Source organism: Nocardioides lacusdianchii, assembly GCF_020102855.1.
GTDB lineage: Bacteria > Actinomycetota > Actinomycetes > Propionibacteriales > Nocardioidaceae > Nocardioides > Nocardioides lacusdianchii.
On record NZ_JADHZD010000008.1, the window covers coordinates 169,754 to 195,632 of the forward strand.

Annotated in this window: 27 protein-coding genes; 2 read left to right on the top strand and 25 right to left on the bottom strand. The window is 71.3% G+C overall.

The genetic code is table 11. The annotated features are described in order from the left end of the window. Nucleotides 1-28: 28 nt before the first annotated feature. From nusB to IRX98_RS13525, 3 genes are all read right to left on the bottom strand, one after another. Nucleotides 29-439, bottom strand: coding sequence for a transcription antitermination factor NusB (nusB, locus tag IRX98_RS13515; protein WP_224277560.1), 411 nt, complete (start codon nucleotides 437-439; stop codon nucleotides 29-31). A 9-nt stretch (nucleotides 440-448) separates the two neighbouring features. After that, entirely contained in the window at nucleotides 449-1,012 is a 564-nt protein-coding gene (gene efp, locus IRX98_RS13520; RefSeq protein WP_207081710.1) for an elongation factor P, read from the bottom strand. Between the two features lie 76 nt (nucleotides 1,013-1,088). Further along, nucleotides 1,089-1,904 (bottom strand): aminoglycoside phosphotransferase family protein, encoded by an 816-nt coding sequence (locus IRX98_RS13525; protein WP_224277562.1) that lies wholly within the window; start codon nucleotides 1,902-1,904, stop codon nucleotides 1,089-1,091. A 32-nt stretch (nucleotides 1,905-1,936) separates the two neighbouring features. Here IRX98_RS13525 and IRX98_RS13530 point away from each other — a divergent pair, with 32 nt between their 5' ends. Both IRX98_RS13530 and IRX98_RS13535 read left to right on the top strand, forming a co-directional pair. Beyond that, complete coding sequence (locus IRX98_RS13530) at nucleotides 1,937-2,587, top strand: NAD(P)H-binding protein (protein ID WP_224277564.1); 651 nt, start codon at nucleotides 1,937-1,939, stop codon at nucleotides 2,585-2,587. Continuing rightward, nucleotides 2,584-3,609 (top strand): NAD(P)H-binding protein, encoded by a 1,026-nt coding sequence (locus tag IRX98_RS13535; protein WP_224277567.1) that lies wholly within the window; start codon nucleotides 2,584-2,586, stop codon nucleotides 3,607-3,609. Before IRX98_RS13530 ends, IRX98_RS13535 begins: the two co-directional genes overlap by 4 nt. 27 nt (nucleotides 3,610-3,636) lie before the next feature. Here the strand turns inward: IRX98_RS13535 and IRX98_RS13540 are convergent, their stop codons facing one another. The 22 genes from IRX98_RS13540 to IRX98_RS13645 all read right to left on the bottom strand — a co-directional run bounded on the left by IRX98_RS13540 (nucleotide 3,637) and on the right by IRX98_RS13645 (nucleotide 25,798). Further along, nucleotides 3,637-4,062, bottom strand: coding sequence for a CBS domain-containing protein (locus IRX98_RS13540; protein WP_224277569.1), 426 nt, complete (start codon nucleotides 4,060-4,062; stop codon nucleotides 3,637-3,639). 69 nt (nucleotides 4,063-4,131) lie between these two features. After that, on the bottom strand, nucleotides 4,132-4,974 hold the full coding sequence (locus IRX98_RS13545; RefSeq protein WP_224277571.1) for a PhzF family phenazine biosynthesis protein: 843 nt from the start codon (nucleotides 4,972-4,974) through the stop codon (nucleotides 4,132-4,134). A 20-nt stretch (nucleotides 4,975-4,994) separates the two neighbouring features. After that, complete coding sequence (locus IRX98_RS13550; RefSeq protein WP_224277573.1) at nucleotides 4,995-5,273, bottom strand: hypothetical protein; 279 nt, start codon at nucleotides 5,271-5,273, stop codon at nucleotides 4,995-4,997. A gap of 22 nt (nucleotides 5,274-5,295) precedes the next feature. Further along, nucleotides 5,296-5,727 carry a type II 3-dehydroquinate dehydratase gene (locus IRX98_RS13555; protein WP_224277575.1) on the bottom strand — a complete coding sequence of 144 codons (432 nt, stop codon included), beginning with the start codon at nucleotides 5,725-5,727 and terminating at the stop codon, nucleotides 5,296-5,298. Further along, entirely contained in the window at nucleotides 5,724-6,521 is a 798-nt protein-coding gene (locus tag IRX98_RS23505) for a ribonuclease FAU-1 family protein (RefSeq protein WP_224277577.1), read from the bottom strand. Before IRX98_RS23505 ends, IRX98_RS13555 begins: the two co-directional genes overlap by 4 nt. Continuing rightward, the gene (aroB, locus tag IRX98_RS13565; protein ID WP_224277579.1) at nucleotides 6,518-7,615 is read right to left on the bottom strand and encodes a 3-dehydroquinate synthase; all 1,098 of its coding nucleotides are present in this window, start codon (nucleotides 7,613-7,615) and stop codon (nucleotides 6,518-6,520) included. The genes IRX98_RS23505 and aroB overlap by 4 nt, the downstream gene beginning before the upstream one ends. Then, complete coding sequence (locus IRX98_RS13570; protein WP_224277581.1) at nucleotides 7,612-8,112, bottom strand: shikimate kinase; 501 nt, start codon at nucleotides 8,110-8,112, stop codon at nucleotides 7,612-7,614. The genes aroB and IRX98_RS13570 overlap by 4 nt, the downstream gene beginning before the upstream one ends. After that, nucleotides 8,112-9,290 (bottom strand): chorismate synthase, encoded by a 1,179-nt coding sequence (gene aroC / locus IRX98_RS13575; protein ID WP_224277583.1) that lies wholly within the window; start codon nucleotides 9,288-9,290, stop codon nucleotides 8,112-8,114. The genes IRX98_RS13570 and aroC overlap by 1 nt, the downstream gene beginning before the upstream one ends. A gap of 12 nt (nucleotides 9,291-9,302) precedes the next feature. Further along, the gene (locus IRX98_RS23510; protein ID WP_224277584.1) at nucleotides 9,303-10,046 is read right to left on the bottom strand and encodes a prepilin peptidase; all 744 of its coding nucleotides are present in this window, start codon (nucleotides 10,044-10,046) and stop codon (nucleotides 9,303-9,305) included. After that, nucleotides 10,043-10,888 (bottom strand): shikimate dehydrogenase, encoded by an 846-nt coding sequence (locus IRX98_RS13585; protein WP_224277586.1) that lies wholly within the window; start codon nucleotides 10,886-10,888, stop codon nucleotides 10,043-10,045. Before IRX98_RS13585 ends, IRX98_RS23510 begins: the two co-directional genes overlap by 4 nt. A 19-nt stretch (nucleotides 10,889-10,907) precedes the next feature. Next, on the bottom strand, nucleotides 10,908-12,071 hold the full coding sequence (mltG, locus tag IRX98_RS13590; RefSeq protein ID WP_224277588.1) for an endolytic transglycosylase MltG: 1,164 nt from the start codon (nucleotides 12,069-12,071) through the stop codon (nucleotides 10,908-10,910). Continuing rightward, on the bottom strand, nucleotides 12,064-12,513 hold the full coding sequence (gene ruvX / locus IRX98_RS13595) for a Holliday junction resolvase RuvX (RefSeq protein WP_224277590.1): 450 nt from the start codon (nucleotides 12,511-12,513) through the stop codon (nucleotides 12,064-12,066). The genes mltG and ruvX overlap by 8 nt, the downstream gene beginning before the upstream one ends. Before the next feature lie 14 nt (nucleotides 12,514-12,527). Next, nucleotides 12,528-15,227, bottom strand: a complete 2,700-nt coding sequence (alaS, locus tag IRX98_RS13600) for an alanine--tRNA ligase (RefSeq protein WP_224277592.1) — start codon at nucleotides 15,225-15,227, stop codon at nucleotides 12,528-12,530. Beyond that, nucleotides 15,227-15,523: a DUF6167 family protein gene (locus IRX98_RS13605; protein WP_224277594.1), complete on the bottom strand. Its 297-nt coding sequence runs from the start codon at nucleotides 15,521-15,523 to the stop codon at nucleotides 15,227-15,229. The genes alaS and IRX98_RS13605 overlap by 1 nt, the downstream gene beginning before the upstream one ends. Next, nucleotides 15,523-16,047, bottom strand: a complete 525-nt coding sequence (locus tag IRX98_RS13610; protein ID WP_224277595.1) for a hypothetical protein — start codon at nucleotides 16,045-16,047, stop codon at nucleotides 15,523-15,525. Before IRX98_RS13610 ends, IRX98_RS13605 begins: the two co-directional genes overlap by 1 nt. A 27-nt stretch (nucleotides 16,048-16,074) precedes the next feature. Further along, the gene (locus tag IRX98_RS13615) at nucleotides 16,075-17,853 is read right to left on the bottom strand and encodes an ABC transporter substrate-binding protein (protein ID WP_224277596.1); all 1,779 of its coding nucleotides are present in this window, start codon (nucleotides 17,851-17,853) and stop codon (nucleotides 16,075-16,077) included. Nucleotides 17,854-17,869: 16 nt separating this feature from the next. Beyond that, entirely contained in the window at nucleotides 17,870-19,201 is a 1,332-nt protein-coding gene (locus IRX98_RS13620; protein ID WP_224277639.1) for a replication-associated recombination protein A, read from the bottom strand. 95 nt (nucleotides 19,202-19,296) lie between these two features. Further along, nucleotides 19,297-20,622 (bottom strand): ABC transporter ATP-binding protein, encoded by a 1,326-nt coding sequence (locus IRX98_RS13625; RefSeq protein ID WP_224277597.1) that lies wholly within the window; start codon nucleotides 20,620-20,622, stop codon nucleotides 19,297-19,299. Then, nucleotides 20,619-21,707, bottom strand: coding sequence for an ABC transporter ATP-binding protein (locus IRX98_RS13630; protein WP_224277598.1), 1,089 nt, complete (start codon nucleotides 21,705-21,707; stop codon nucleotides 20,619-20,621). Before IRX98_RS13630 ends, IRX98_RS13625 begins: the two co-directional genes overlap by 4 nt. An 11-nt stretch (nucleotides 21,708-21,718) precedes the next feature. Further along, nucleotides 21,719-22,726, bottom strand: coding sequence for an ABC transporter permease (locus IRX98_RS13635; RefSeq protein ID WP_224277599.1), 1,008 nt, complete (start codon nucleotides 22,724-22,726; stop codon nucleotides 21,719-21,721). Between the two features lie 181 nt (nucleotides 22,727-22,907). Then, complete coding sequence (locus IRX98_RS13640; protein WP_224277600.1) at nucleotides 22,908-24,686, bottom strand: ABC transporter substrate-binding protein; 1,779 nt, start codon at nucleotides 24,684-24,686, stop codon at nucleotides 22,908-22,910. Between the two features lie 77 nt (nucleotides 24,687-24,763). After that, nucleotides 24,764-25,798, bottom strand: coding sequence for an ABC transporter permease (locus IRX98_RS13645; RefSeq protein WP_224277602.1), 1,035 nt, complete (start codon nucleotides 25,796-25,798; stop codon nucleotides 24,764-24,766). Nucleotides 25,799-25,879: the final 81 nt, after the last annotated feature.

Consider the following 25,879-nt stretch of genomic DNA (forward strand, 5'->3'; position numbering starts at 1 on the left):
GCGGTGTCGCCCGTGGGGGTGGGGTGGGTCAGACCAGGGTGGAGCGGTCGCGCTGGATCGAGCCGAGCAGGCCGTTGACGAAGGCCGGCGAGTCGTCGGTGGAGAGGTCCTGCACGAGGTGCAGCGCCTCGCTCACCGCGACGGTGTCGGGGACGTCGGCGTCGCCCCACAGCAGCTCGTAGACGCCGATGCGCAGCACGTTGCGGTCGACCGCGGGCATCCGCGCGAGGGTCCAGCCCTTGCTGTAGGTGCTCAGCACCTCGTCGATGCGCTCGAGGTGCTCGACCACGCCACGCACCAGCGTGCCGGTGTAGGCGTTGGTCGGGCCCTCACCGGCCTCGATGGCGCGCTCGAGCGCGACGACGGGGTCCTCGGAGCGGAGCTCGGAGGCGAACAGGATGTCCAGCGCGCGCTTGCGCGCCTTCGAACGGGCAGCCACGTGGTGCGCTCAGCCCTTGACGCGGCCGAGGTAGGACGAGTCGCGGGTGTCGACCTTGACCTTCTCGCCGGAGGTGATGAAGAGCGGCACGGCGATCTGGTGGCCGGTCTCGAGCGTGGCGGGCTTGGTGCCGCCGGTGGAGCGGTCGCCCTGCAGGCCCGGCTCGGTCTCGGCGATGAGCAGCTCGACCGAGGCCGGCAGCTCGATGAAGAGCACGCGGCCCTCGTTGGTGGCGACGATCGCCTCCTGGTTCTCCAGCATGAAGTTCTTGGCGTCGCCCACGATCTCGGGCGCGACCTCGAGCTGCTCGTAGGTGCTGGTGTCCATGAAGACGTAGGACGAGCCGTCGTTGTAGAGGTACTGCATGGTCCGCTTGTCGACGTTGGCCGTCTCGACCTTGGTGCCGGCGTTGAAGGTCTTGTCGACGTTCTTGCCCGACTCCACGTTGCGGAGCTTGGTGCGCACGAAGGCCGGGCCCTTGCCGGGCTTCACGTGCTGGAACTCGACGACGGCCCAGAGCTGGCCCTCGATCTTGAGGACCATGCCGTTCTTGAGGTCGTTGGTGCTTGCCATGCTGTGTTCCGCCTCCGTCGAGTTGTCAAAGATGAGTAGGCACCCTCCGCTGGGCGGTCGGCGCCGACGCGCCAGTCTAGTGGTGGCCGACGAGAGCCATGAAATGCTCGGCCTGCGCCTCCGTCGTGCCCGGTGGGTTGCGCCGCCACCCGCCGTTGCCCGGGAGGAGCATCGCCAGCCAGAACGCGGCGAAGAGCGGGCGGTAGGCCCCCATCCGCTCGCGGTCCTCGGCGTCGATCCCGACCGCGTCGGCCAGTGCGCGGGCGTCGTACACCCCCGGCAGGCGGCTGCCGAGGTGCTCGACGTGGTCGGCGAGCTCGTACGCCGGGTCGCTGAGGCCGCCGTCCTCGAAGTCGACGAGCCGTACGTCGCGCCCGTCCCAGAGCACGTTGGCCGGGTTGAGGTCGGCGATCCCGAGCGCGGTGAGCCGCGGCTCCGGCACCGGCGGGTCGGCGACGAACGCCCGTGCGGCGTCGAGCGCATCGGCCACCAGCCCCGGGTCGCGGCACTCCCGGAGGTCGTGGTCGTCCGCCAGCCACTCGACCAGGACCCGCGGGTGCTCGGCAGCGCCGTACCTCCGCGGGCCGATGCCCGCATCCGTCACCGCCTGCACCGGTACGTCGTACAGCCGGCGCAGCGCGGCGCCGAGCGCCTGCGTCTGGACGGGCGTCAGCGGTCGTGGCGCGAGCGGGTCGCCGGGGATCCGCTCCATCACGATGACCGGCGTCCCACCGTCCTCGCGGCGCAGGGGCCGCGGTGCGAGGCCGGGCGCGTGCTCGGCGAGGAGCGTGAGGCAGGCCCACTCCCGCTCGGCCTGGAGCTGGTGGTCGGCGACGAACACCTTGCGCACCTCACGCTCACCAAGGGTGAGGCCGTGGGTCGAGGTCTGCACCGGCTCACCGTAGCCGCGCTAGCGTCGCCACCATGCGCATCACGATCTTCGGCGGCCACGGCAAGGTGGCCCTCCTGCTCGCTCCCCTGCTCGTCGAGGCCGGACACGAGGTCACCTCGGTCATCCGCAACCCCGACCACGTCTCCGACGTCGAGGCCACCGGTGCGACCGCGGTCGTCTCCTCGCTCGAGGACGCTGACACCGCAGCCCTCACTGAGCTGCTGTCCGGCCAGGACGGCGTCGTCTGGTCCGCCGGCGCCGGTGGCGGCAGCCCCGAGCGCACCGACGCCGTGGACCGTGACGCCGCGATCCGCTCGATGGACGCTGCGGTCGCCGCCGGCGTGAAGCGCTACGTGATGGTGTCCTTCTCCGGCGCGTCGGTCGAGCACCTCGTGCCCGAGGACGACTCGTTCCGTCGCTACCAGGACGCCAAGATCGCCGCCGACGAGCACCTGCGCGGCACCGAGCTCGGGTGGACGGTCCTGGGCCCCGGCGCGCTCACCGACGACCCGGCCGACGGACGCGTCAACCCGGCCGCGAGCTCGCGCGACGGCGACGAGTCGCCGCGTGAGCTGGTCGCCCAGGTCGCGGCCGCCGTGCTGGCCGACGACCGTGCCTCGCGCACGACGCTCGTCTTCGGCAAGGGCGACGTGCCGATCGACGACTGGCTGTCCTCTCTGTGAGGATCCTCGTCACGGGAGCCACCGGCTACGTCGGCGGACGCCTCGTGCCCCTGCTCCTCGACCGAGGTCACACGGTCCGCACGACCACCAGTGACCCGGGGCGCGACGCCCCGTGGTGGGCAGGTCGCGTCGAGACCGTGGTGATGGACGTGCTCGATCCCGAGCAGGTCGCAGCCGCCTGCCAGGACGTCGACGCGGTCTACTACCTCATCCACGGGATGGGTGGCGACGACTTCGCCGAGACCGACCGCAAGGCGGCCCGCAACGTCGCCGCTGCGGCGCGCGCGGCAGCGGTGGACCGGGTCGTCTACCTCTCCGGCATCGTCCCCGATGTCCCGGACGACGAGCTGTCGGAGCACATCACCTCCCGCCGGGAGGTGGAGCAGATCCTCGAGGGCGCAGCCGACACGGTCGTCGTGCTGCGCGCAGCCGTGCTCATCGGCAGCGGGTCGACGTCGTTCGAGATCATCCGTCAGGTCAGCGAACGGATGCCCGTGCACACCGTCCCCCGGTGGATGGACTCACTGGTGCAGCCGGTGGCGGTCGTGGACGCGCTGGAGGCCCTCGTCGGAGCACTCGACCACACCGGGCCCTCACGGCACTTCGACGTCGGCGGACCGGCCCGCCTGCGCTACGGCGAGCTCCTCGAGAGGTACACGGCGCACGCGGGTCTCGACCGCACGCAGCTCACCGTGCCGCTGCTCCCGACAGCACTCGTCGGGACGTTGGTGGGCAGCCTCACCGATGTGCCACGTCCCACCGTCGGAGCGCTGGTGGAGAGCCTGCAGCACGACATGGTCGCAGCCGACGACGCCTTCCTGGCGCTGCTCCCCGACGGTCACGTGCTCGTGGGGGTGGACGAGGCGCTGCGGCGCTCGCTCGTGCCCGCGTCGACCGGTCCCGAGCAGTCGGACGCCATGGGTCCGATGCCCCAGGATCCGGTCTGGGCCGGCGGCGGGGACGGGCGAGGAGCCCTCGCCAGGGTGGCGGACGCGGTCAGGGGTGCCCTGCCCGGGTCGTGAGTCCCGCCAGGACGGCGAGCTCCGCCCTCAGCGCACCAGGCGCGCCGCACGGCGTGACGCCACGCCGGAGTCGGTGCAGAAGCCGTCCCCGCTCCGCTTGAGGCACAGCAGGCCGAGCAGCCGCCCGTCGTCGTCCACGACGGCGAGCCGCCTCTCACCCGCAGCCTGCATCGCCCGCCGTGCGTCCTCCGACGCCCGTGAGGCGTTCACCGTGCGGCCCTCGACCCGCGCGTGCGCGAGAGCCGAGCCCGGTGCGTCGGACCCGGACCCGGCGGGCGGCAGGTCGTCGCGCACGAGGGTGCCGAGGAGCCGCTCGCCGACGCGCCCCGTGCCGGTGAGCAGCACCATGTGCACGTGGGAGCTGTCGAAGACCCTCCGCACCTCGTCCAGCGGCTCGGACGCCGCCAGCACGATCGGCGAGCGGAGCATCAGCTCGGTGACACCACCTGTCATGGGTCCATGATGGGCGCCCGGGTGCTCCCTGTCCTCACCCGGGCGGCGAGGTTCGCCGAGCGGACACGCTCAATCGAGGTCGACCTCGCCCACGACCCGCGTGACGGCGTCCCCGGAGACCCAGACCTGGTCGCCGTCGGCCTCGATCCGCACGCGGCCCTCGCGGCCGATCACCGAGCCCTGGCGGGAGGTGTACGCCGACGGCAGCGCGCCGGTGCCGGTGAGCCACTGGCCCAGGCCGGCGTTGGCGCTGCCCGTGACCGGGTCCTCACCGAAGTCACGGCCGTCGGCGTAGAACGCCCGCACCTCGACGTCCGCGCCGAGGTCCGCCGCTCGCGCGGCGTCCCAGCGTCCGAGGACCGTCACCTTGAGGTCGGTGAAGGCGGCGATGTCGGGCACCACGTCGAGGACGGACTGCGCCGTCCCGAGGTCGACGCCGACCCAGCCGGGCCCGTTGTCGATCCACGCCATGTCCTGCACGTCAGCATCCGCGATGTCGAGCGCGCGCACGATCCGGGCGCGCAGATCGGTGTCCACCGACCCCGAGCGGCGCAGCGGGGGTGCCGCGAAGCCGAGCCGCGGCGAGCGGCGTACGTCGACGAGGCCGGCGCCGCACTCCTGCACGACGACTTCGCCCTGCGGCACTCCCCCGGCCTCGAGCCAGGCGTGCGCGCTGCCGATCGTCGGGTGACCGGCGAACGGCAGCTCACCGGTGGGCGTCCAGATCCGGACCCGGTAGTCGGCGCGGTCGTCGGTCGGCGCGCAGAGGAACGTCGTCTCGGACAGGTTCGTCCAGCGCGCGAAGTGCGCCATCTGCGCATCATCCACGCCGTCGGCGTCGTGGACGACCGCGAGCGGGTTGCCGAGCCACGGCTCGGCGCTGAACACATCGACCTGGCGGAAGGGCAGCACCGGCCGATCCAAGCACAGCGTCAGCCGTGCGCGCTCCACCGCCGGCCGGCCTGGTCGGCCGCAGCCGCGATGAGCCCCGCGAGCTCGGGCCGGTCCGGGACCGGGAAGGAGACGTAGGCGCCGCGACCGCCGGCGACGGGGCGGCCGTAGGCCTTCGCGGCGAGCGAGCCGTCCGGCAGCATCCGGATGGTCAGCGACTGGAGCTCGAACTCCTCGTCGCGGCGGGTGTCGCGCCAGCGCAGGTCCTCGGGGATGACCACGTTGATCGCCATCGCGCTGACCTCGACCGGTGCGTCCACGTCCCCGATCGTGCCATGCGGGTCACGAGGCGGCGAGGTGCTCCAGCGCCTGGCGGTAGCCGTCGATCCCCTGCCCCGCGATCGTGACCGCCGCGTGGGGCTCGACCACCGAGGTGTGGCGGAACTCCTCGGCACGTTGCTTGGGGTCGGAGATGTGGACCTCGACGAGGGGTGCCTCCAGCTGCGCGCAGGCGTCCCAGAGTGCGAGCGAGTAGTGCGTCCACGCGCCCGCGTTGAGCACCACCGGGGTCAGGTCGTCGGCGGCGGCGTTGAGCCAGTCGAGCAGCTCGCCCTCGTGGTTGGTCTGGCGCACCTCGACCTCGAGGCCGAGCGCACGTCCCCACTCGACGCACTGGTGGGCGAGCTCGGCGTGGGTGGTCGAGCCGTATATCTCCGGCTGCCGGCGGCCGAGACGACCCAGGTTGGGTCCGTTGAGGACGAGCACACGCGTCATGACGAGAGCGTACGGCTCCGCGCTGCTCGCACGTCCGCGGTGTCCGGGAGCGAAGGCACGGTCCAGTCCGCGGGCGACTGCCACGAGCGCCACTCCTCGTCCAGCGCCCAGTGGGCACCGCCGACCAGCTCGGCCCGGGCCCACTCCGCGGCGGCGTGCACCTCGGCCGCCGTCGCGGACGAGCAGTGGCCGGAGCCGACCGCCGCCTCGAGCTCGTCGGCGTCCTTGAGCCACAGCTCGCCGGACGGCTCGAGCCACAGGTCGAGCACCAGGTCGCGCGTCGCAGTCACGTCGCCGCGGCGACGGTGGGTGAGCTCGAGGTTCACGTAGTGCCCCGCGAAGGTGCCGTCGCCCTCGGTGAACACCCAGACCGACCAGGGCCGGCCGCTCGGCGCGATCCGCAGCACGCCAGTGCCGTTCCAGCGACGCAAGACCGGACCGCGCTCGACGCCGAAGCGCTCGGCCAGCGGGACCTCGCGCAGCGAGCGTCCGTCGACGGGCGCCATGGCGACCTGCTCGGTGCCCTCGGCGAGCCACGCCACCAGCCCGCGCGCGTCGTCGCGCACCACCCGCATCGGGTCGATGCCGTGGCCGTAGCGCCACAGCACGACATCCCCGGGCTCGAGGAACGGGCCCTGCCCGGCGTCCGGCCAACCCTCGGTGCCGGGCAGCCGGTGCGACTCGAGCACCTCGAGGTCGACCGGCCGGATCGCGGCTGCGCCGCCGATGAGACGGGTCATGGTGCCGCCAGACTCGCTGACCGTCGTGTCGTCGTCCCCCGAGGTGTCCGTCACCCGGCGGACGATAGCGCGGCGTACGCCGCCCGCAGGTCGTCCTCGCCGGGCCCCGCGAGGATCCGCGGGGAGGCGAGGTCGTCCAGCACGACGAAGCGCAGCTGCGAGCCCCGCGCCTTCTTGTCGACCTTCATCGCGGCGTGCAGGTCATCGAAGGACGCGGCGTCGTACGTCGTCGGCAGCCCGACCCGCGACAACGCGGCGCGGTGCCGCTCGACCAGCGCCGGGTCGAGGGATCCGGCCCGGGCGGCGAGCTCGGCGACGAACACGCAGCCGATCGCTACGGCCTCGCCGTGGCGTACGGAGTAGTCGCTGGTGCGCTCGATGGCGTGCGCGAGGGTGTGGCCGTAGTTGAGCACCTCGCGACCGGGATGACCGTCCGAGCCGCCCTGTTCCTTCAGGTCGTCGACCACGACGTCCACCTTGACGCGGACCGCACGCTCCACGAGCTCGCGCAGCTCGGCCGAGTCGTGGGTCAGCGCCGCGGGATCGGTGCGCTCCACGAGGTCGAGGATCGCGGGGTCGGCGATGAAGCCGCACTTGACGACCTCGCCCAGGCCGGCGACGAGCTCCTCGCGCGGCAGCGACTCCAGCAGCGACAGGTCGCAGAGCACGCCGGCGGGCTCGTGGAAGGCGCCGACGAGGTTCTTGCCGGCGCCGGTGTTGATGCCGGTCTTGCCGCCGACGGCGGCGTCGACCATGGCGAGCAGTGTCGTGGGCACGTGCACGACGCGTACGCCGCGCAGCCAGGAGGCGGCCACGAAGCCGCCGAGGTCGGTGGTCGCCCCGCCGCCGATCGTCACCACGGCGTCGCTGCGCGTGAAGCCGGACTCGCCGAGCGCCTCCCAGCAGTCGGAGGCGACGGGCGCGGTCTTGGCGCGCTCCCCCTCCGGGAGCCCCAGCGCGAGGACGTCGTAGTGCTCGACGAGGGCGTCGACGATCGGGTCGACCAACGCCCCGAGCGTGCCGGCGTAGAGCACGGCCACGCGCTCGACCGAGTCGCCGAGGATCGAGGGCAGGCGACCGGTGATCCCGTGGCCGATGACGACGTCGTAGGGCGAGGCGCCGCCGACGTGGATGACCGTGTCGCTCATGCCAGCAGCTCCCGGATGGCGGCCGCGACCGCGTCGGGGGTGCGGCCGTCGGTGTCGACGACGTGGGTGGCGACCGACTCGTAGACCGGGGTGCGCTCGTCGAGCAGCACCTTGATCCGCGAGCGGACGTTGCCGAGCAGGAGCGGGCGGCCCACACCGATGCCGACTCGCTTGACCGCGTCGGAGAGCCCGACGCGCAGGAAGACCACGGGCACGTCGGCGAGCAGGTCGCGCGTCTCCGCGCGCAGCACCGCTCCGCCGCCGAGGGCCAGCACGCCGTCGTGCTCGGCGACCGCCGCGGCGACCGCCGCCGCCTCGAGCTCACGGAAGGCGTCCTCCCCCGACTCCACGAAGATGTCGGAGATCTCGCGACCGGTGGTGGCCTCGATGTCGGCGTCGGTATCACGCACTGGGACGCCCCAGGCGTCACCGAGCAGGCCTGCCACCGTCGTCTTGCCGGCACCCATCGGCCCGACCAGCACCACGCGGGGCGGCATCAGCGGAACCGCAGGGTGTCGAGGTAGGACTCGACGTTGCGCTTCGTCTCGGCCACGGAGTCGCCGCCGAACTTCTCGACGACGGCGTCGGCGAGCACCAGCGCGACCATCGCCTCGGCGACGATTCCGGCGGCCGGGACCGCGCAGACGTCTGAGCGCTGGTGGTGCGCGACTGCTGCCTCTCCGGTCGCGACGTCGACGGTCGCCAGTGCCTTCGGCACGGTGGCGATCGGCTTCATCGCCGCGCGCACGCGGAGCACCTCACCGGTCGTCATGCCGCCCTCGGTGCCGCCGGCGCGACCCGTGGTGCGGCGCAGGCCCTCGTCGGTCGGGACGATCTCGTCGTGGGCGAGCGAGCCCGGGGTGTCGGCGAGCTCGAAGCCGTCGCCGACCTCGACGCCCTTGATCGCCTGGATCCCCATCAGGGCACCGGCGAGGCGGGAGTCGAGGCGCCGGTCCCAGTGGACGTGCGAGCCGAGACCCGGCGGCAGGCCGTGGACGACGACCTCGACGACGCCACCGAGGGTGTCGCCGTCCTTGTGGGCCTGGTCGATGCGGGCGACCATCGCGGCGCTCGCCTCGGTGTCGAGGCAGCGGACCTCGTCGGCGTCGAGCCGCTCGACGTCGTCAGCAGCGGGTACGACGCCCGCAGGCGCCTTGACGCCGCCGAGGGACACCACGTGCGAGACGATCCGCGCGCCGGTGGCCTGCTCGAGGAAGTTGGAGGCCACCCGGCCAAGCGCGACGCGCGCCGCGGTCTCACGAGCCGATGCCCGCTCGAGGATCGGGCGAGCCTCGTCGAAGTCGTACTTCTGCATCCCGGCGAGGTCGGCGTGACCGGGGCGCGGGCGGGTCAGCGGCGCGTTGCGGGCCAGCGCCTCGAGCTCCACCGGGTCGACCGGGTCGGCCGACATGACCTTCTCCCACTTCGGCCACTCGGTGTTCCCCACCTCGATGGCCACCGGGCCGCCCTGGGTCTCGCCGTGCCGGACGCCGCCCAGCACGCGGATCTGGTCCTGCTCGAACTTCATCCGAGCGCCGCGGCCGTAGCCGAGACGGCGCCGGGCCAGTGAGTCGGCGAGGTCGTCGGTCGTGACGCGGACATGGGCGGGAAGCCCCTCGAGGATCGCCACCAACGAGGGACCGTGGGACTCGCCTGCTGTGAGCCATCGGAGCATGGCCCCAGTCTCTCAGCCCCAGATGCGCCCAGCGAGCGCAGTCCCCCAGACGAGACCCACCAGCGCGCCGATCACCATGAACGGGCCGAACGGGAACGACTTCTTGAGCATCAGTCGGTCGCGTCGCCAGAGGGCAAGCGCGAGGGCGGGGACGACGAAGGCGACGAAGCTGGTCCACACGCCGATCGCCACCGCTCCCCAGCCGACCCAGCCGAGCACCAGCCCGACGGGCGCACCGAGGCGGACGTCGCCGAAGCCCATGCCGGCGGACCGCACCGCCCACAGCACCCAGAAGAACGACCGCACCGCGACCATCGCCCACAACGCCCGCACCAGCGCCTCGCGCTGGTCGGTGGCCAGCCCGACCGCGGTCACCACGACGAGCGCGGCGAGGGTCGCGGGCACCACGACGACGCGCGGCAGCAGCCGCGTGTGCCAGTCGACGACCGACAGCGCGACCGCCACCGGGGTCAGCGGCACCAGCCACATCAGCGACCAGTCGAGGCCGACCGCGGCGCCCAGCAGCGCACCCGTGGCCGCGGAGACAGCAGCGCTGCGCCACCCCAGCCCCGGCCGCGCGGCGATGTCGGCGTACGCCGTCTTCGGAGGCTCGGCCTCTGAAGAATCCTCGGGTCCCGACTCCGACTCCGGCTTGGGCTTCGGCTCCGGCACGCGGGCGATCAGCGTCGGCACCAGCAGTCCGCCCAGCCCGGCGACCAGCGCGGCGAGCACGGCCGCCAGCACGACGTCGCTCACCCGTGGCTCCGCGCCTCGAGGGCGGCGCGACCGGCCTCCCGCATCACGTCCAGAGGAGCCGGTCCGCCGGTGAAGAGCTCGTGCTGCAGCGCCGCCTGGTGCACCAGCAGGTCCAGCCCGCCCACGAGCACCCGGCCCGAGGCGAGCGCGGCGGCAGCGAGCGGCGTGGGCCACGGGTCGTAGAGCGCCTCGAAGACCACCGGCACCCCGGCGACGCGGTGCAGCAGCCCGGGCACCTGCGCGGCCGCGGGGATCGTGGAGACCACGATGTCGGCCGCCAGCGCCTCCGACGCGTGCAGCACCCCGGTGCGTACGTCGACGTCGGCGGCGTGCGAGCGCAGCACCTCGACCGTGTCACCGGCGCGCGTGACGTCGCGCACGAGCAGGTCGATCGTCCGCACCCCGAGGTCCGCGAGCGCCAGGCCGACCGAGGCCGCCGTGGCTCCCCCGCCCAGGACGACCGCGGAGGCCAGCGGGTCCGACGTACGCTCCCGGACCGCGGCAGCCGCGCCGGGCAGGTCGGTGTTGTCCCCGACGAGCTCGCCACCCGGCTCGAGCAGGAGCGTGTTGACCGCACCCGCGCACCGCGCGCGGTCGGTGAGCCGGTCGACCAGCGGCACCGCCTCCCGCTTGAGCGGCATCGTCAGCGACAGGCCGCGCCACGTGTCGTCGAGCCCGGCGAGGAAGGACCCCAGCCCGCCCGACGGCACCCGGTGCGCGTCGTAGGACCAGTCCAGGCCGAGCTCGGCGTACGCCGCCCGGTGCAGGACCGGCGAGAGCGAGTGGGCGATCGGGTCGCCCAGCACGCCGCAGCGCCGGCCCGCAGGAGAGCCGCCGCTCACCTCTGCCTCGGCCCCGGCCTCAGCACCGGTCGGAGGTCTCGCAGTAGGCGCGGTACTCGTCGCGACCCACGAGGAAGTCGTCGTAGTCCTCGTAGAACTTCGTCTCGCCCGTCTCCAGGTTGACCGTCACGTAGTAGTACCAGGGGCCGTCAGCCGGGTTGGCCGCCGCCTCGATGGCGTCGTCACCCGGCGCCTCGATCGGCGTGGGCGGCAGGCCCGCGCGGCGACGGGTGTCGTAGGGGGTGTCGACCGCGAGCTGCTCGGTGGTCAGCGCCGTGGTGCCGGACAGGCCGAGGCCGTAGGCGTTGGAGGCGTCGATGCCGAGCGTGCCGTTGGTGCCGCCCTTGTCGCCGGGACCGTCGAGGCGGTTGTAGATGACCCGCGCGATCTTGGGCATGTCGTCGCCGCGGCCCTCGGCCTCGATGAGCGAGGCGATGATCATCAGCTCGCCCGGGGTCTTGCCGAGCTCGGCGGCCTTCTCCTCCAGGCCGGCCTGGTCGGCGGCCTCGCGCCAGCGGTCGACCATCATCTTGAGGATCCGCACCGGCCGCTGCCCGGGCTTGATCTCGTACGTCGCCGGGAAGAGGTAGCCCTCGGCGTTGCCCTCGGCGTAGTCGGGCAGGCCGAGCTTGTCGGGCTGCTGGAGGGCGCGGTTCCACGCGGCCTCGGGGATGTCGGTGTTCTCGGCGAGCGTCGAGACGATGTCGACGAGTCGCAGGCCCTCGGGGATGGTCACCGTGGGGAAGCTGATCATGTTGTCCGGGTCGATGAGGACCTCGAGCGCGTCGGCGGCCTTCATCTCCTTCTGGAGCTCGTAGTCGCCGACCTGGATGCCGCTGGAGGCGGGCTCGCCCGCGGCGGCGTCGATGAACGCCTGCACCGAGGCGGTGACGCCCTCCTCCTTGAGGTTGCGACCGATCTCGGCCACCACGTCACCCTCGTTGACGGTGAACTCGATCGAGCCGGTGCCGGGGCCGGGGTAGTCCTCGGGGCCCTGGAACTGGTCGGCCACCCACGAGACGCCCTTGGTCAGGCCGAAGTAGAAGCCTCCGACGAGCACTGCCAGCGCGACGAGGACCGCGATGCACCCCTTCGCGCCACGGCCCTTGCGGCGCCGCCCGCCCGGGACGTACTCGTAGTCGTCGTCACTCAGCACGTCCTGCTCGGACTCGTGCTCACTCATCAGTCACCTCGACGATCTCTCCAGGCGCCTGCCCGCCGATGCGCTCGGTGTCGAGCGCCGTCTGCAGGATCAGCACCGCTGCTGCCTGGTCCACCACGGCGCGTCGCTTGGCGCCACGCCGTCCCTGCTCGCGCAGGATCGACTCGGCCGAGACCGTGGTCAGGCGTTCATCACACAGTCTGACAGGGACGGGTGCAACTCGGCGCGCGACCCGACGGGCGAGGTCGCGCGCCTTGTCGGCCGCGGGACCCTCCGTGCCGTTGAGCGAGCGGGGCAGGCCGATGACGACCTCGACGGCCTCGAGCTCGGTGACGAGCTGCGCGATCCGGCGTACGTCGCCCCTGCCGGCGCGCACGGTCTCGACGGGCGTCGCCAGGAAGCCGGAGGGGTCGCTGCTCGCCACCCCGATCCGGGCGTCCCCCGGGTCGATGCCGAGCCGCACCCCGAACCGCACCCTCAGGCCTGCGCCAACGAGTCGACCTCGCGCGCGACGAGCGCGAGCGCCTCGTCGATGCGGGAGGCGTCGGTGCCGCCGCCCTGCGCCACGTCGTCCTTGCCGCCGCCCTTGCCACCGAGCAGCGGGCCGACAGCGCGGACCAGCTCGCCGGCCGAGAGCCCACGGGCACGCGCCTCGTCGTTGGTCGCGGCCACCACGGACACCTTGCCGTCGGCCTGTCCGATGATCACCACGACGCCGGGCTCACCCTGCGGCAGGCGTCCACGCACGTCCATCGCCAGGTTGCGTACGTCGCCGCCGCCCGCGCCGTCGGCACGGTGGGCCACCAGCCGGACCGGGCCGACCTGCGTCGCACCGGCGGCCAGGTCGGCGCTGGCACCGAGCAGCTGGGCCAGGCGCGCCTTCTCCAGCTCCTTCTCGGCGTTCTTCAGGCGCTCGGTGAGCCCCTGGACGCGGCTGACCAGGTCGTCGGGCTGCGTCTTGAGCAGGCCGGTGAGCTGGGCGACCACGTCGCGCTCGCGGGCGAGGTAGCCGAAGCCCTCGACCCCGGTCAGCGCCTCGATGCGGCGGTTGCCCGAGCCGACGCTGGTCTCGCCGGTCACCACGACCGTGCCGATCTGCGAGGAGTGGTCGACGTGCGTGCCACCGCAGAGCTCGCGCGACCAGGGGCCGCCGATCTCGACGACGCGCACCTTGGTGTTGTCGTAGGTCTCGCCGAAGAGGGCGATCGCGCCCCACTCCTTGGCCTGCTCGAGCGTCATGTAGTCCCACGCGACCGCGAGGTCGGCGCGCAGCGCCTGCTGCGAGACCGTCTCGACGTCGCGGACCTGCGCGGGCGTCAGCGCCTGGGTCCACCCGAAGTCGAGGCGGAGGTAGCCGGGGCGGTTGTAGGAGCCGGACTGCAGCGCCGTGGGGCCGAGCACCTCGCGCAGGGCGGCGTGCACGACGTGGGTGCCGGAGTGCGCCTGGCGCGCGCCCGTACGCCACTCCGGGTCGACGCGGGCGTGCACCTCGCGGCTGGCCTCGAGCTCTCCCTCGAGCACCCGCACCTGGTGCACGACGAGGCCCTTGATCGGGCGCTGAACGTCGAGGACCTCGAGGCGGCCGCCGTCGAAGACGATCGTGCCGGCGTCGGCGGCCTGGCCGCCGGACTCGGCGTAGAAGGGGGTGCGGTCGAGCACGAGCTCGCCGACCTCCCCCTCGGCCAGCCGCGGGACGGACGCGCCACCGCTCAGGAGGGCCAGCGGGCGCGACTCGGTCTCGAGCGTCTCGTAGGCCAGCCACTCGGTGGGGCCGTGCTCGTCGAAGACGCCGCGGTAGACGCCCGTGTCGCCGTGGGCGCCCTTCTTGGCGCGCGCGTCGGCCTTGGCCCGCTCGCGCTGCTCGGCCATCAGGCCGCGGAAGCCCTGCTCGTCGACCTGCAGGCCCTGCTCGGCCGCCATCTCCAGCGTGAGGTCGATCGGGAAGCCGTAGGTGTCGTGCAGGGCGAAGGCACGCTCGCCGGACAGCGTGGAGCCGCCGGTCTGCTTCACCTCGGAGGCGGCGACGTCGAAGATCTGGGTGCCGGCCTGGAGGGTCTTGCGGAAGGCGTCCTCCTCGGCGAAGGCCACCTGCGAGATGCGCGGCCAGTCGCTGATGAGGTTGTCGTAGGTCTCCCCCATCCGGTCGCGCGAGACCGGCATCAGCTCGGGGAGCACCCGGTCCTCGCAGCCGAGCAGGCGCATCGAGCGCACCGCGCGACGCAGCAGGCGGCGCAGGACGTAGCCGCGGCCGTCGTTGCCGGGGGTGACGCCGTCGCCGATGAGCATCATCGAGGAGCGCACGTGGTCGGCGACGACGCGGAACCGTACGTCGTCCTCGGGGTCGGCGCCGTAGCGGCGGCCGGTGAGCTGCTCGGCCTTCTCGATCACGGGGTACATCACGTCGATCTCGTACATGTTGTTCTTGCCCTGGAGCAGGAACGCGACCCGGTCCAGGCCCATGCCGGTGTCGATGTTCTTCTTCGGCAGCGAGCCGGCGACGTCGAAGTCCTCCTTCGAGCGCACCGCGGAGAGCTCGTCCTGCATGAAGACCAGGTTCCAGATCTCCAGCAGGCGGTCCTCGAGCTCGAAGGGCATGTCCGGGCCGAGGGTCGTGACGTCGAAGTCCGGGCCCCACTCGGGGCCGCGGTCGTAGAGGATCTCCGAGCACGGCCCGCCGGGACCGGGCACGCCCATCGACCAGTAGTTCTCCTTGTTGCCCAGCTGGACGATCCGCTCGCGCGGCAGCCCGGTGGCCTTCATCCAGTGGCCGATGGCCTCCTCGTCGCCGACGAGGACCGAGGGATAGAGCCGCGACTCGTCGAGCCCGAAGCCGCCGTCGTCGACCGACTTGGTCAGCAGTTCCCACGCGAGCTCGATGGCGCCTTCCTTGAAGTAGTCGCCGAAGGAGAAGTTGCCGCACATCTCGAAGAACGTGCCGTGGCGGGTGGTCTTGCCGACGTCCTCGATGTCGGGGGTGCGCACGCACTTCTGGACGCTGGTGGCGCGCGGCCACGGCGGCGTCTCCTGGCCCAGGAAGTAGGGCTTGAAGGGCACCATGCCGGCCGGCACGAAGAGCAGGTTGGGGTCGTCGGCGAGCAGCGAGGCGGAGGGCACCACGGCGTGTCCGGCGGCCTCGAAGTGCGCGAGGAAGCGGCGGCGGATCTCGGCGGTGTCCATCAGTTCTCGTTCTCCTTGGGTGCATCGGTGGGTGAGGTGCGAGCCGGAGGGGCCTCGCCACCACGTGTGAGCTCGGGGATGCCATGAGGCCGCAGGCCGAGCTGCTCGCGCAACTCGGTTTCCCGCTCGGCGCGGCCCTGCTGGACCTCCTCGGCGAAGAGCCGGGCACCGACCTGCCAGCCGCGCACGCGGTCGCGCAGGCCGTCGGCGGTCAGCGCCTCGGCGGCACGGCGGGCGCGGGCGGCGGCGTACACGCCGACTCCCGCCCCGGCCACGAACCAGAGTGGGCGACCCATCAGGCGACGTCCTCCCCGACATCCCGGTTCAGGTCGCGCCCCAGGTCCGCACGCTCGCGCGCCCGGAACTCGCGCAGCGCCTGCTTGGTCTCGGCGCGGCGCTGCCGGGTGGCGCGCCGGGTCTCCTGGCGCACCTCGAAACGGATGCGGTTGCGGCTCGCCGGGGACAGGGCGCGACGCAGGCCGTGGGTCCACGACGCGGCCATCACGACGCTCTCGCGCGCGACGATGTCGGCGAACAGCCGCCCGTCCACCGGTCGCGCGACGGGCACCTCGACGGCCGGCGCCTCGTCGGCGCCCATGCCGGTGATCACGAAGGTGGCCGGGGCGTCGTCGACCACCGGCTGCGGCGCGGCAGTGACCGGCGACTCCAGCACCGCCACGCGTACGGCGAGGGCCGCGGCCTGCGACTCCGCGCGGCGTGCGCGACGGAGCGCGAGTGCCGACAGGGCGAGCGCCGACAGGGCGAGCGCCACGAGCGCCACGGCGCCTGCCGCGATGATCCACACCTGCTCCGTCGTCACCGGGACACCCTATAGAAGGCGCGAGAGTCACTGCACGACGTAGAGGTCCTTGTAGTTCGGGGTGCCCATCGAGCCGTCACCCGTGGGGTTGCCGATGTCGGCGCCGAAGACGAAGAGCTTGTTGACGTAGGCCGTGGGGATGATCGGGAAGTAGTCGGTCATGACCTGCTCGTCGAGCTCGCCCCACGCCTCGGGCTGCTCCCCGATCGGGAGCGTCGCGAGCCGGTCCATCGCCTCGTCCACCTCGGGCTCGTCGAAGCCGGCGGTGTTGAAGACCGCGCCGCCCTCCAGCAGGGCCGGCAGCAGCGCCGCGCCGGCCGGCCAGGCCGGGCAGAAGTTCACACCGCGGACGTTGAGCCGCTGGTTGAGCTCGTCGTCGGGGTTGAGCCAGGTGTTGTAGGGAGATTCCTGCACCGGGAAGGCCCTGACCTCGAAGCCGCCGGCCTCGAGGCCCTTGGTGATCTGGTCCTGCGCGTCCCGCGCCTGCGGGTCGAGCTCGTAGTAGATCATCGTGATCGGGTAGGGCTCGTCGCCGTGGCCGGCGTCGGAGAGCAGCGCGCGCGAGCGAGCCGGGTCGTAGGTGATCTGCTCGCCGTCCACCTGGAAGACGTGCCGCCCGACCATGCCCGGCGGCATCACCGAGCTCGCATAGTCGCGGGTCACGCCGGGGACCTCACCGTCCGCGATCCACACGTCCTCGTAGGGATAGGCGTAGGCAAGAGCCTTGCGGACCTCGATCTCCTCGATCTTCGAGTAGTCGGGCGCCAGGGTGGTGACGCACGGGGAGCTCTGCTGCACCAGGCGCTCACCGAGCACGGCGTCGGCCTCGGTGTAGCGACCGGGGCCGAGGGACGTGGCCAGCGAGGTCCTGCTCTCGGAGGTGCCGGAGAGCATCATCTCGTCGACCATGGTCTGGTCCGCGTTGAACTTGAAGACCCAGCGGTCGGGGTACTGGTGGCGGGCCGGGTCAGAGCGGGCGTCCCAGGCGTCGTTGCGCACCAGCACCAGCTCCTCGTCCGGTGACCAGCTCTCGACCAGGTAGGGGCCGGTGGCCATCGGCTGCTGGCTGTAGGCGATCGGATCCGCAGCGTCGCCGAGCGGCGCGGGGCCCATCGCCATCACGGCACCCCAGTAGTCCATGTCGGGGAAGGGCTGCTCCATCTCGATGGTGACGTCCTGGCCTTCCACGGTGATGGCGTCGTAGTCGTCGCAGCCGGGGTCGTTCCCGGTGTAGGGGCCGTCGTAATCGCTCCCCCCGGCGAAGTAGGTGCGGGAGTACTGGGCGCCCGGTCCGGCAGGGAACTGCTCCACGTCGAGCGAGCGGCAGATCCCGAAGGCGACCTCCGCGGGCGTGACGGGCGAGCCGTCCTGCCAGGTCGCGTCGTCACGGATCGTGAAGGTCCACTCGGTGTAGTCCTCGTTGTGCGAGCCGAGATCCGTTGCGAGGTCCGGCACCAGGACCGGGTTGCCGTCCGCGTCGCGGGCGTACTGGGTCAGTGACCGGCTGACCAGCGCCTGCTGGATCGCGTTGCCGACGACCGACCAGCCGGCCGTCGGGTCGAGGGAGTCGGGGCCGGGCGCACCCGGCAGGTGGACGGTGATCGTGCCGCCCGGCGTCGCGCCCTCGACCGGGGCGGCCGGGCCCTGGCGGCCGAAGTCCTTCGAACCGCCGGAGAACGGGATCTGGGACCGGGCCTTGCCGCCGCCGATGGGGGGCGTGCCCGGTCGGGACACTCCACCGCTGCAGGCGGCCAGCGCCACCACGGCAGCACCGAGCGCACACGCAAGGGTCCGCGACGCTCTCATGCCTCCCCCTGTTCCCTCACGAGCCGCGAACGATGCGGCGTACGCGCTCCCAGCGCTCGCGGACCGCGGACTCCGCGCCGAGGCTGGTGGGTGAATAGTAGGTCGCGTCGGCCAGCACGTCGGGGAGGTACTGCTGCTCGACGACACCGAACGGCTCGTCGTGGGGGTAGGCGTAGCCCTTGCCGTGCCCCAGGTCCTTCGCACCGCCGTAGTGGGCGTCACGCAGGTGCGGTGGCACCTGGCCAATCTTGCCGGCCTTCACGTCGGAGATGGCGGCGTCGATCGCGGCGATGACGGCGTTGGACTTGGGCGCGATCGCGAGGTGGATGGTCGCCTGGGCCAGGTTGATCCTGGCCTCCGGCATCCCGATGAGCTGCACCGCCTGCGCGGCCGCGACCGCCGCCTGGAGCGCGGTCGGGTCGGCGAGCCCGATGTCCTCGCTGGCGTGCACCACGAGCCGGCGGGCGATGAAGCGGGGGTCCTCCCCCGCCTCGATCATCCGGGCCAGGTAGTGCAGCGCCGCGTCCGGGTCCGAGCCGCGGATCGACTTGATGAAGGCCGAGATCACGTCGTAGTGCTGGTCGCCCTGACGGTCGTAGCGCACCGCGGCCTGGTCGACCGCGGTCTCGGCGGTGGCGAGGTCGATGGTGTCGAGGCCGTTGCTCGCCGCCGCCCCGGCCGCGGCCTCGAGGTAGGTCAGGGCCCGGCGCGCGTCGCCACCCGCGAGGCGTACGAGGTGCGCGCGGGCCTCCTCGTCGAGACCGGTCTCACCGGCCAGCCCGCGCTCGTCCTCCAGCGCCTGGCCGATGACCTCCGCGACGTCGTCGTCGGTCAGCGACTGCAGGCGCAGCAGCAGGCTGCGCGAGAGCAGCGGACTGATGACGGAGAAGAACGGGTTCTCGGTGGTCGCCGCGATGAGCGTCACCCAGCGGTTCTCCACGCCCGGCAGGAGGGCGTCCTGCTGGGCCTTGGTGAAGCGGTGCACCTCGTCGACGAAGAGCACGGTCTCCTGGCCGCTGCGGACCAGCTCGGCCCGGGCGCCGTCGATGGCGGCACGGACCTCCTTGACGCCGGCCGCGACCGCGGACACCTCGACGAAGCGTCGGCGCGTCTGCTGGCTCACGATGGCGGCGATCGTGGTCTTGCCCGTCCCCGGCGGCCCCCACAGCAGCAGCGACATCGACTGGTCGCCCTCGATGAGGCGTCGCAGCGGGGAGCCGGCGGCACGCAGCTGCTGCTGACCGACGAGCTCGTCGATGGTGCGCGGACGCATCCGCACCGCGAGCGGGGCAGACGCGAACGTGTTGGCGCCCAGCGATCCGGCCCCCGGCGTGCCGGCTCCGGACATGGATCCGGGCGCGGGTTGCCCCGCGCCCGGAATCTCGAACAAGCCGTCCACGTCGGTGAGTATCCCCCGTGCCGCGCGCGGCACGGCAGGTGGGCTCAGACGCCGGTCGTCTGCTTGGTGTGCAGGTCGTACCAGGTCTTCTCGTAGCCCGGGATGGTCAGCTGCGTGTTGCTGGGCGTGGCGCCCGGGACCGGGCTGCCCTGGTCGTCGACACCGAGCAGCTCGGTCGTGACCGGGGTGGCCGGGTGGGCACCGAGCTCGCCGGCGAAGTGGCAGGCGACCTTGTGGCGCTTGCCGATCTGCAGCAGCGGCGGCTCGACCTTCGCGCAGATCTCCTGGGCGAACTGGCAGCGGGTGCGGAACCGGCAGCCGGACGGCGGGTTGATCGGGCTCGGCACGTCGCCCTCCAGGCGGATGCGCTCGCGACGACCGCCCACTGCCGCCTGCTTCACGTCGGGGACCGCGGAGAGCAGCGCCTGGGTGTAGGGGTGGTGCGGGCGGCTGTAGATCGTCTCGCGGTCACCGATCTCCACGATCTTGCCGAGGTACATCACGGCGATCTCGGGGCAGAAGTGACGCACGATGGCCAGGTCGTGGGCGATGAAGAGGAACGCCACGTCGAACTCGCGCTGGATGTCCTGGAGCAGGTTGACGACCTGCGCCTGGATCGAGACGTCGAGCGCCGAGACCGGCTCGTCCGCGACGAGCACCTTCGGGTTCAGCGTCAGCGCGCGGGCGATGCCGATGCGCTGGCGCTGGCCGCCGGAGAACTCGTTGGGATAGCGGTTGTAGTGCTCGGGGTTGAGGCCCACGACCTCCAGCAGCTCCTGGACGCGCGAGAGCACCTGGTTCTTCGGGACGATCTTGTGCACCTCGAGGGGCGCACCCACGATCGTGCCGACGGTGTGGCGCGGGTTCAGCGAGGTGTAGGGGTCCTGGAAGATCATCTGCACGTCACGGCGCAGCGGCTTCATCTCCTTGTTGGAGAGCTTGGCCAGGTCGTTGCCCTCGAACATCATCGAGCCGCCGGTCGGCTTGTAGAGCCGGGTGATGAGGCGACCGGTCGTCGACTTGCCGCAGCCGGACTCGCCGACCAGGCCCAGCGAGCCGCCCTTGGGCACCTCGAAGGAGATGCCGTCCACGGCCTGCACGTGGCCGATGGTGCGGCGTACGACGCCCGAGGAGCGGACCGGGAAGTACATCTTGAGGTTGTCGACCGTCAGCACGGCAGGTGCGTCGGGGTCGAGCCTCGAGGCCGCGTGGCCCAGCTCAGCGACCGAGTGGGGGCGGTCCCCCGGGACCTCGTGGGAGGCGTAGGCGTCGCTCGCCTCGGGGGTGAGCTGGCGCTCGCCGGACTCAGCGGCGTTGGCACCGACCTCGGTCGGGGCGACCTGGGCGTCGGCGTTGGGGTCCTGGGTCATCGGGTCTCCTCGACCAGGTCGGGGGCGATCTCGGGCAGCACCTCGGACTGGTAGACCGCGCTGGGGTCGGCGAGGTGGCAGCGCCGGAGATGGGCCGCGCCGACGCTCGCCGGCAGCAGCGGGGGCAGCTCGGTGCTGCACAGGTCACCGGGGACCTTGTCGGAGTGCACGCAGCGAGGGTGGAACGAGCAGCCCGACGGCGGACGCAGCAGGCTCGGCGGGTTGCCCGGGATGGGGATCAGGCGCGCGTCGGTGGACGCGAGCACGTCGGGCACGCTCGAGAGCAGGCCCCACGTGTAGGGCATCTCGGGCGCGGTGAGGATCTGCTTCACCGTGCCGTACTCCACGCAGCGACCGGCGTACATCACGAGCACGTCGTCGGCCATCTCGGCGATGACGCCGAGGTCGTGGGTGATGATGATGACCGCGGAGTTGAACTCGCGCTGGAGGTCCTGGAGCAGGTCGAGGATCTGGGCCTGGACGGTCACGTCGAGCGCCGTCGTCGGCTCGTCGGCGATCAGCAGCGCCGGGTCGTTGATGAGACCCATCGCGATCATCGCGCGCTGGCGCATGCCGCCGGAGAACTGGTGCGGGTAGTCGTCGACGCGGCGGTCCGGCTGCGGGATGCCGACCCGGTCCAGCATCTCGATCGCCTTGCGGCGGGCGTCGCGCTTCGACGCGCTCGAGTGGTGGACGAGGTAGGCCTCCTCGAGCTGCTTGCCGATCTTGTAGAACGGGTGCAGCGCGGCAAGGGCGTCCTGGAAGATCATGGCCATCGAGTTGCCGCGCAGGGCGCGCATCTTCGACTCGTTGAGGCCCACGAGCTCGGTGCCGCCGACCCGGATAGACCCGGAGATCTGCGCGGACTTCGCGTCGTGCAGGCCCATCACGGCCATGCTCGAGACGGACTTGCCCGAGCCGGACTCGCCGACGATGCCGAGGGTCTTGCCCCGCTCGACCGAGTAGGACAGGCCGCTGACGGCGGTCACCGGACCGTCCTCGGTCGGGAACGTCACCTTGAGGTCCTCGACCACGAGGAGGGGACCCTCGCTCGCCGAGCCCTCGCTCATGGAGGACTGGGTCATGGGAACGCTGGTCACGAAAGCCTCACCCTCGGGTCGAGCACGCTGTAGACGATGTCCACGAGCAGGTTGGAGATGATCAGGACGACGGCGCTGAAGAGAGCGGTCGCCATGACCACCGGAAGGTCCCTGTTCTGCACGGCCTGCAGGCTCCACCAGCCGATGCCCTGGATCTCGAAGATCCGCTCGGTGAAGATCGTGCCGGCGAGCAGGGTGCCGAAGTCGATGCCGAAGATCGTGACGACCGGCACCAGCGCCGCGCGAAGCCCGTGCTTGTAGACGATGGTGCGCGTCGGCAGGCCCTTGGACTTGGCGGTGCGGATGTAGTCCTCGCTGAGCGCCTCGACCATCGCGCCACGGGTGAAACGGGTGTACTGGGTGCAGCCGAAGATGCCGAGCGCGACCCAGGCCAGGAACAGGCCGCTGAACCACGCCCACGGGCCCTCGGTGATCGGCGAGAAGTAGCCGGTGTTGCTGAAGAACGGGATCTCGAAGGTGATCGTGAGGTAGAGCCAGGTCAGCAGCGCGAAGAGGTAGTAGGGGATCGAGCTGATGAACAGGAAACTCGAGACAAGGGCCTTGTCGGCCAGCGTCCCGCGGCGTCGCGCTGCTGCCACGCCGATGGGGATGCCGAAGAGGAGGTAGAGGAAAGCGCCACCGATGGCCACGGAGAAGGTGGCCGGGATGCGATCGACCAGCGCCTCCTTCACGGGCTGCTTGGTGACGAAGCTCAGGCCGAGGCACGGTGCGGTGCACTCGTACTCGTTGGAGGCGACGGTGATCGTGCGGCCGACGAAGACGCCCTGGACGAACTTGCCGTACTCCTCGTAGACGGGGTTGTCGTAGCCGAGGGTGCGCTCGTAGATCTCGATGCGGTCACCGCATCGGTTGCTGGTCTCTCGGTCGCACACGGTCTGGGCGGGACTTGAAGGGCCGTACCAGAACAACAGGAAGATCGCCATCGAGACCAAGGCCACGACGAGGACTCCCGAGATCAGCCGCTTCACGACATACGCGAACATCGCAGATCACTCTCCGGGGATGGTGGATGAGTCGGACCCCCCGAGGCAGGAGAGCCTACTTGGGTCCGGGCTGGCGAGTGGGGGCTCCCGGGTTCGGGAGCCCCCACCCGTCAGTGGTTGCTACTTGTTGCTGGGCGGTGCCCCCAGGACCGGGTCACGGACCCGGACAGGAGCACCAGGATCACTGCATGACGAACAGGTCCTTGTAGTTCGGCGCACCGATCGAGCCATCGCCCGTCGGGTTGCCGATCTTGGTGCCGAAGACGAACAGGTCGTTGCGGAACGCGGTCGGGATGATCGGGAAGTACTCCGTCATGATCTTCTCGTCCAGGTCGCCCCAGGCAGCAGCCTGGTCCTCGAGGGGCAGCGTCGCGATGGAGTCCATCTCGTCGTTGATCGAGGCCTCGTCGAAGCCGGCGGTGTTGTAGACAGCGCCACCCTTCAGCAGCGGCGGGAGCATGGTCGAACCGGCGGGCCAGTCCGAGCACCAGTTGACGCCACGCATGTTGAGCTGCTTGTTGACCTTGTTGTCGGGGTCGAGCCAGATGTTGTACGGCGACTCCTGGACCGGGATGGCCTTGACGGAGAAGCCACCGGCCTCGAAGCCCTTGGTGATCTGGTCCTGGGCGTCCTTGGCGAGCGGGTCGACCTCGTAGTAGACCATGGTGATCTCGTAGGGCTTGTCACCGTAGCCGGCCTCGGCCAGGAGCTCCTTCGACTTCTCGGGGTCGTACTTGATCTGCTCCCCGTCGACCTGGAAGTCCTTCTTGCCCGCCATGCCGGGGGGCATGATCGAGTTGGCGTAGTCACGGGTCACGCCCGGAACCTCACCGCCCGAGATCCACACGTCCTCGTAGGGGTAGGCGTAGGCGAGGGCCTTGCGGACCTCGATCTCCTTGATCTTGTTGTAGTCAGGCGTCAGCGTGGAGACACACTGCGACGTCTGCTGCACGAGGCGCTCGCCGAGCTGCGAGTTGGCGTCGTTGTAGTTGCCCGAACCGAGCGAGGTCGCGACGGCGGTCTGGCTGTCGGAGTTGTCCGAGAGCATGATCTCGTCGACCTTGGCCTGGTCCTGGTTGAACTTGAAGACCCACTCGTCGGCGTACTGGTGACGGGCCGGGTCGGACTCAGCCGCCCACTGCTCGTTCTTCACCAGGCGCAGCTCCTCGTTGGGCTTGTAGCCACCGGGAGCGATCTTGTAGGGGCCGTTGGACAGCGGCTGGTTGCCGTAGTTCGGCGGCTTGGAGGCGTTGCCGAGCGGGGCCGGGCCCATGGCCATGAAGGAGCCCCAGTAGTCCATGTCCGGGAAGGGCGTCTCCATCGCGATGGTGATGTCCTGGCCCTCGACGGTGATGCCGTCGTAGTTCTCGCAGTTGGGGTCCTTGCCGGTGTAGGGACCCTCGTAGTCAGCGGCGCCGGCGAAGTACGTCTTGGAGTACTCGGTGCCGGGACCGGACGGGAACGCCTCGGAGTCGAGCGAGCGGCAGATGCCGAACGCGACCTCTTCGGCGGTGACGGGCTTGCCGTCCTCCCACGTGGCGTCCTCACGGATCGTGAAGGTCCACTCGGTGAAGTCCTCGTTGGGGGTGCCCAGGTCGGTGGCGAGGTCGGGAACCAGGACGGGCTGGCCCTCCTCGTCACGCGAGTACTGGGTCAGCGAACGGCTCGTGAGCGCCTGCTGGATGGAGTTGCCCGTGACGGACCAACCACCGGTGGGGTCCAGCGAGTCGGGGCCCGGGTCGCCGGGGAGGTACACCGTGATGGTGCCTCCGGCGGCTGCGCCCTCGACCTCGGGAGCGGGGCCCTGACGCTCAGCGTCCTTGGTCCCTCCCTCCTGTGCGCCGATCTCTCGGTCCGTGCCTCCATCGCCATCACCGTTCTCCGACGAACCGCCGCCACAGGCAGCGAGGGTCAGAAGAGCGGCGCCAGCGACGAGCGCGAGCGGCTTGTTCCGCTTCATGCTGTCCAGCCTTTCCTTTTTGTTCTCACCGAGGACGGCGTCTCCGGCGACGTGCTGCGACCTTGACCGAGGAGTGCTCAGCGTCGGGTCTTGGGGTCGAGGGCGTCGCGGATCGCGTCACCCAGGAGGTTGAGGGAGAGCACCAGGGCAACGACACCGATCATCGGCTGCCACAGGTACTGGGGGTAGTCGCGGAAGTAGACCGGGGTCGCCGCGTCGAGGATCATCTGGCCCCACGACACGCCGTCGGTCACGCCGATGCCGAGGAAGGCAAGGCCCGCCTCGAGGGCGACGAACGCGGGGAGCATCAGCGAGACGCTGATGATGATGGGCGCCGCCAGGTTGGGCAGCAGCTCCTTGAAGAGGATGCGCGAGGTGGGCATGCCCATCACGCGGGCCGCCTGGACGAACTCGCGCTCACGCAGCGAGAGCACCTCGCCGCGGATGAGTCGCGCGGTGCCCATCCAGCCGAACACCGACAGCACCACCACGAGGCTGAACTTCTGGATCGTCGCGTAGTTGTCGGCCGTGTTGAACCGCTCGTTGAGGATCGGCGCCAGCGTCAGCGCGGCGAGCAGGAAGGGGATGGTGAGGAACATGTCGATGAAGAACGACAGGACCTTGTCGACCTTGCCGCCGAGGAAGCCGCTGAGCAGCCCGACGACGACGCCCACGATCGAGGCGATGATCGCCGCCGTGGTCGCGATCGTGAGCGACACGCGGCAGCCGTAGAGCCAGTAGGCCATGTTGTCCTGGCCGGTGCGCGGCGCCACGCCCATCGGGTGGTCCCACGTGAAGGGGCCGTTGGGCGGGCCCATCTCGGGCTTCGGCAGGTTGTTGTTGAGGCCGTCGACGCGCTCGCTGGCCAGCGGCGTGTCGAGGCTGACCCCGAAGAGGTTGCTGATCGTGCCGGCGAAGACGGCGCAGATGATGAAGAAGAGCACCACCAGCGCGCAGACCACGGCGACCTTGTCGCGGGCCAGACGACCCAGCGCGATCCGCAGCGGCGACTTGCCGGCGATCTCCTTCGCCTGCTCGCTGTTGGGATCCTGCGGCGCGGGCTCGTTGCTCAACGAGCCCAGCGTCTCCGGCCCTGCGGTGTCTGCCGACATGCTCTCCCCATCTGGTTCGGGACTGTCCCGGCGCGCTCCGGGGGTCCCCCGAGGCCAGCGCCGAAACGGGACTCTATGTGA

Excerpts from the sequence above, each read along its gene's own strand:
- efp (WP_207081710.1), bottom strand. The coding sequence starts at position 1,012 with ATGGCAAGCACCAACGACCTCAAGAACGGCATGGTCCTCAAGATCGAG.
- IRX98_RS13530 (WP_224277564.1), top strand. The coding sequence starts at position 1,937 with ATGCGCATCACGATCTTCGGCGGCCACGGCAAGGTGGCCCTCCTGCTC.
- IRX98_RS13540 (WP_224277569.1), bottom strand. The coding sequence starts at position 4,062 with ATGACAGGTGGTGTCACCGAGCTGATGCTCCGCTCGCCGATCGTGCTG.
- IRX98_RS13555 (WP_224277575.1), bottom strand. The coding sequence starts at position 5,727 with ATGACGCGTGTGCTCGTCCTCAACGGACCCAACCTGGGTCGTCTCGGC.
- aroB (WP_224277579.1), bottom strand. The coding sequence starts at position 7,615 with ATGAGCGACACGGTCATCCACGTCGGCGGCGCCTCGCCCTACGACGTC.
- IRX98_RS13570 (WP_224277581.1), bottom strand. The coding sequence starts at position 8,112 with ATGCCGCCCCGCGTGGTGCTGGTCGGGCCGATGGGTGCCGGCAAGACG.
- aroC (WP_224277583.1), bottom strand. The coding sequence starts at position 9,290 with ATGCTCCGATGGCTCACAGCAGGCGAGTCCCACGGTCCCTCGTTGGTG.
- mltG (WP_224277588.1), bottom strand. The coding sequence starts at position 12,071 with ATGAGTGAGCACGAGTCCGAGCAGGACGTGCTGAGTGACGACGACTAC.
- alaS (WP_224277592.1), bottom strand. The coding sequence starts at position 15,227 with ATGGACACCGCCGAGATCCGCCGCCGCTTCCTCGCGCACTTCGAGGCC.
- IRX98_RS13605 (WP_224277594.1), bottom strand. The coding sequence starts at position 15,523 with ATGGGTCGCCCACTCTGGTTCGTGGCCGGGGCGGGAGTCGGCGTGTAC.
- IRX98_RS13615 (WP_224277596.1), bottom strand. The coding sequence starts at position 17,853 with ATGAGAGCGTCGCGGACCCTTGCGTGTGCGCTCGGTGCTGCCGTGGTG.
- IRX98_RS13620 (WP_224277639.1), bottom strand. The coding sequence starts at position 19,201 with ATGTCCGGAGCCGGCACGCCGGGGGCCGGATCGCTGGGCGCCAACACG.
- IRX98_RS13625 (WP_224277597.1), bottom strand. The coding sequence starts at position 20,622 with ATGACCCAGGACCCCAACGCCGACGCCCAGGTCGCCCCGACCGAGGTC.
- IRX98_RS13630 (WP_224277598.1), bottom strand. The coding sequence starts at position 21,707 with ATGACCCAGTCCTCCATGAGCGAGGGCTCGGCGAGCGAGGGTCCCCTC.
- IRX98_RS13635 (WP_224277599.1), bottom strand. The coding sequence starts at position 22,726 with ATGTTCGCGTATGTCGTGAAGCGGCTGATCTCGGGAGTCCTCGTCGTG.
- IRX98_RS13640 (WP_224277600.1), bottom strand. The coding sequence starts at position 24,686 with ATGAAGCGGAACAAGCCGCTCGCGCTCGTCGCTGGCGCCGCTCTTCTG.
- IRX98_RS13645 (WP_224277602.1), bottom strand. The coding sequence starts at position 25,798 with ATGTCGGCAGACACCGCAGGGCCGGAGACGCTGGGCTCGTTGAGCAAC.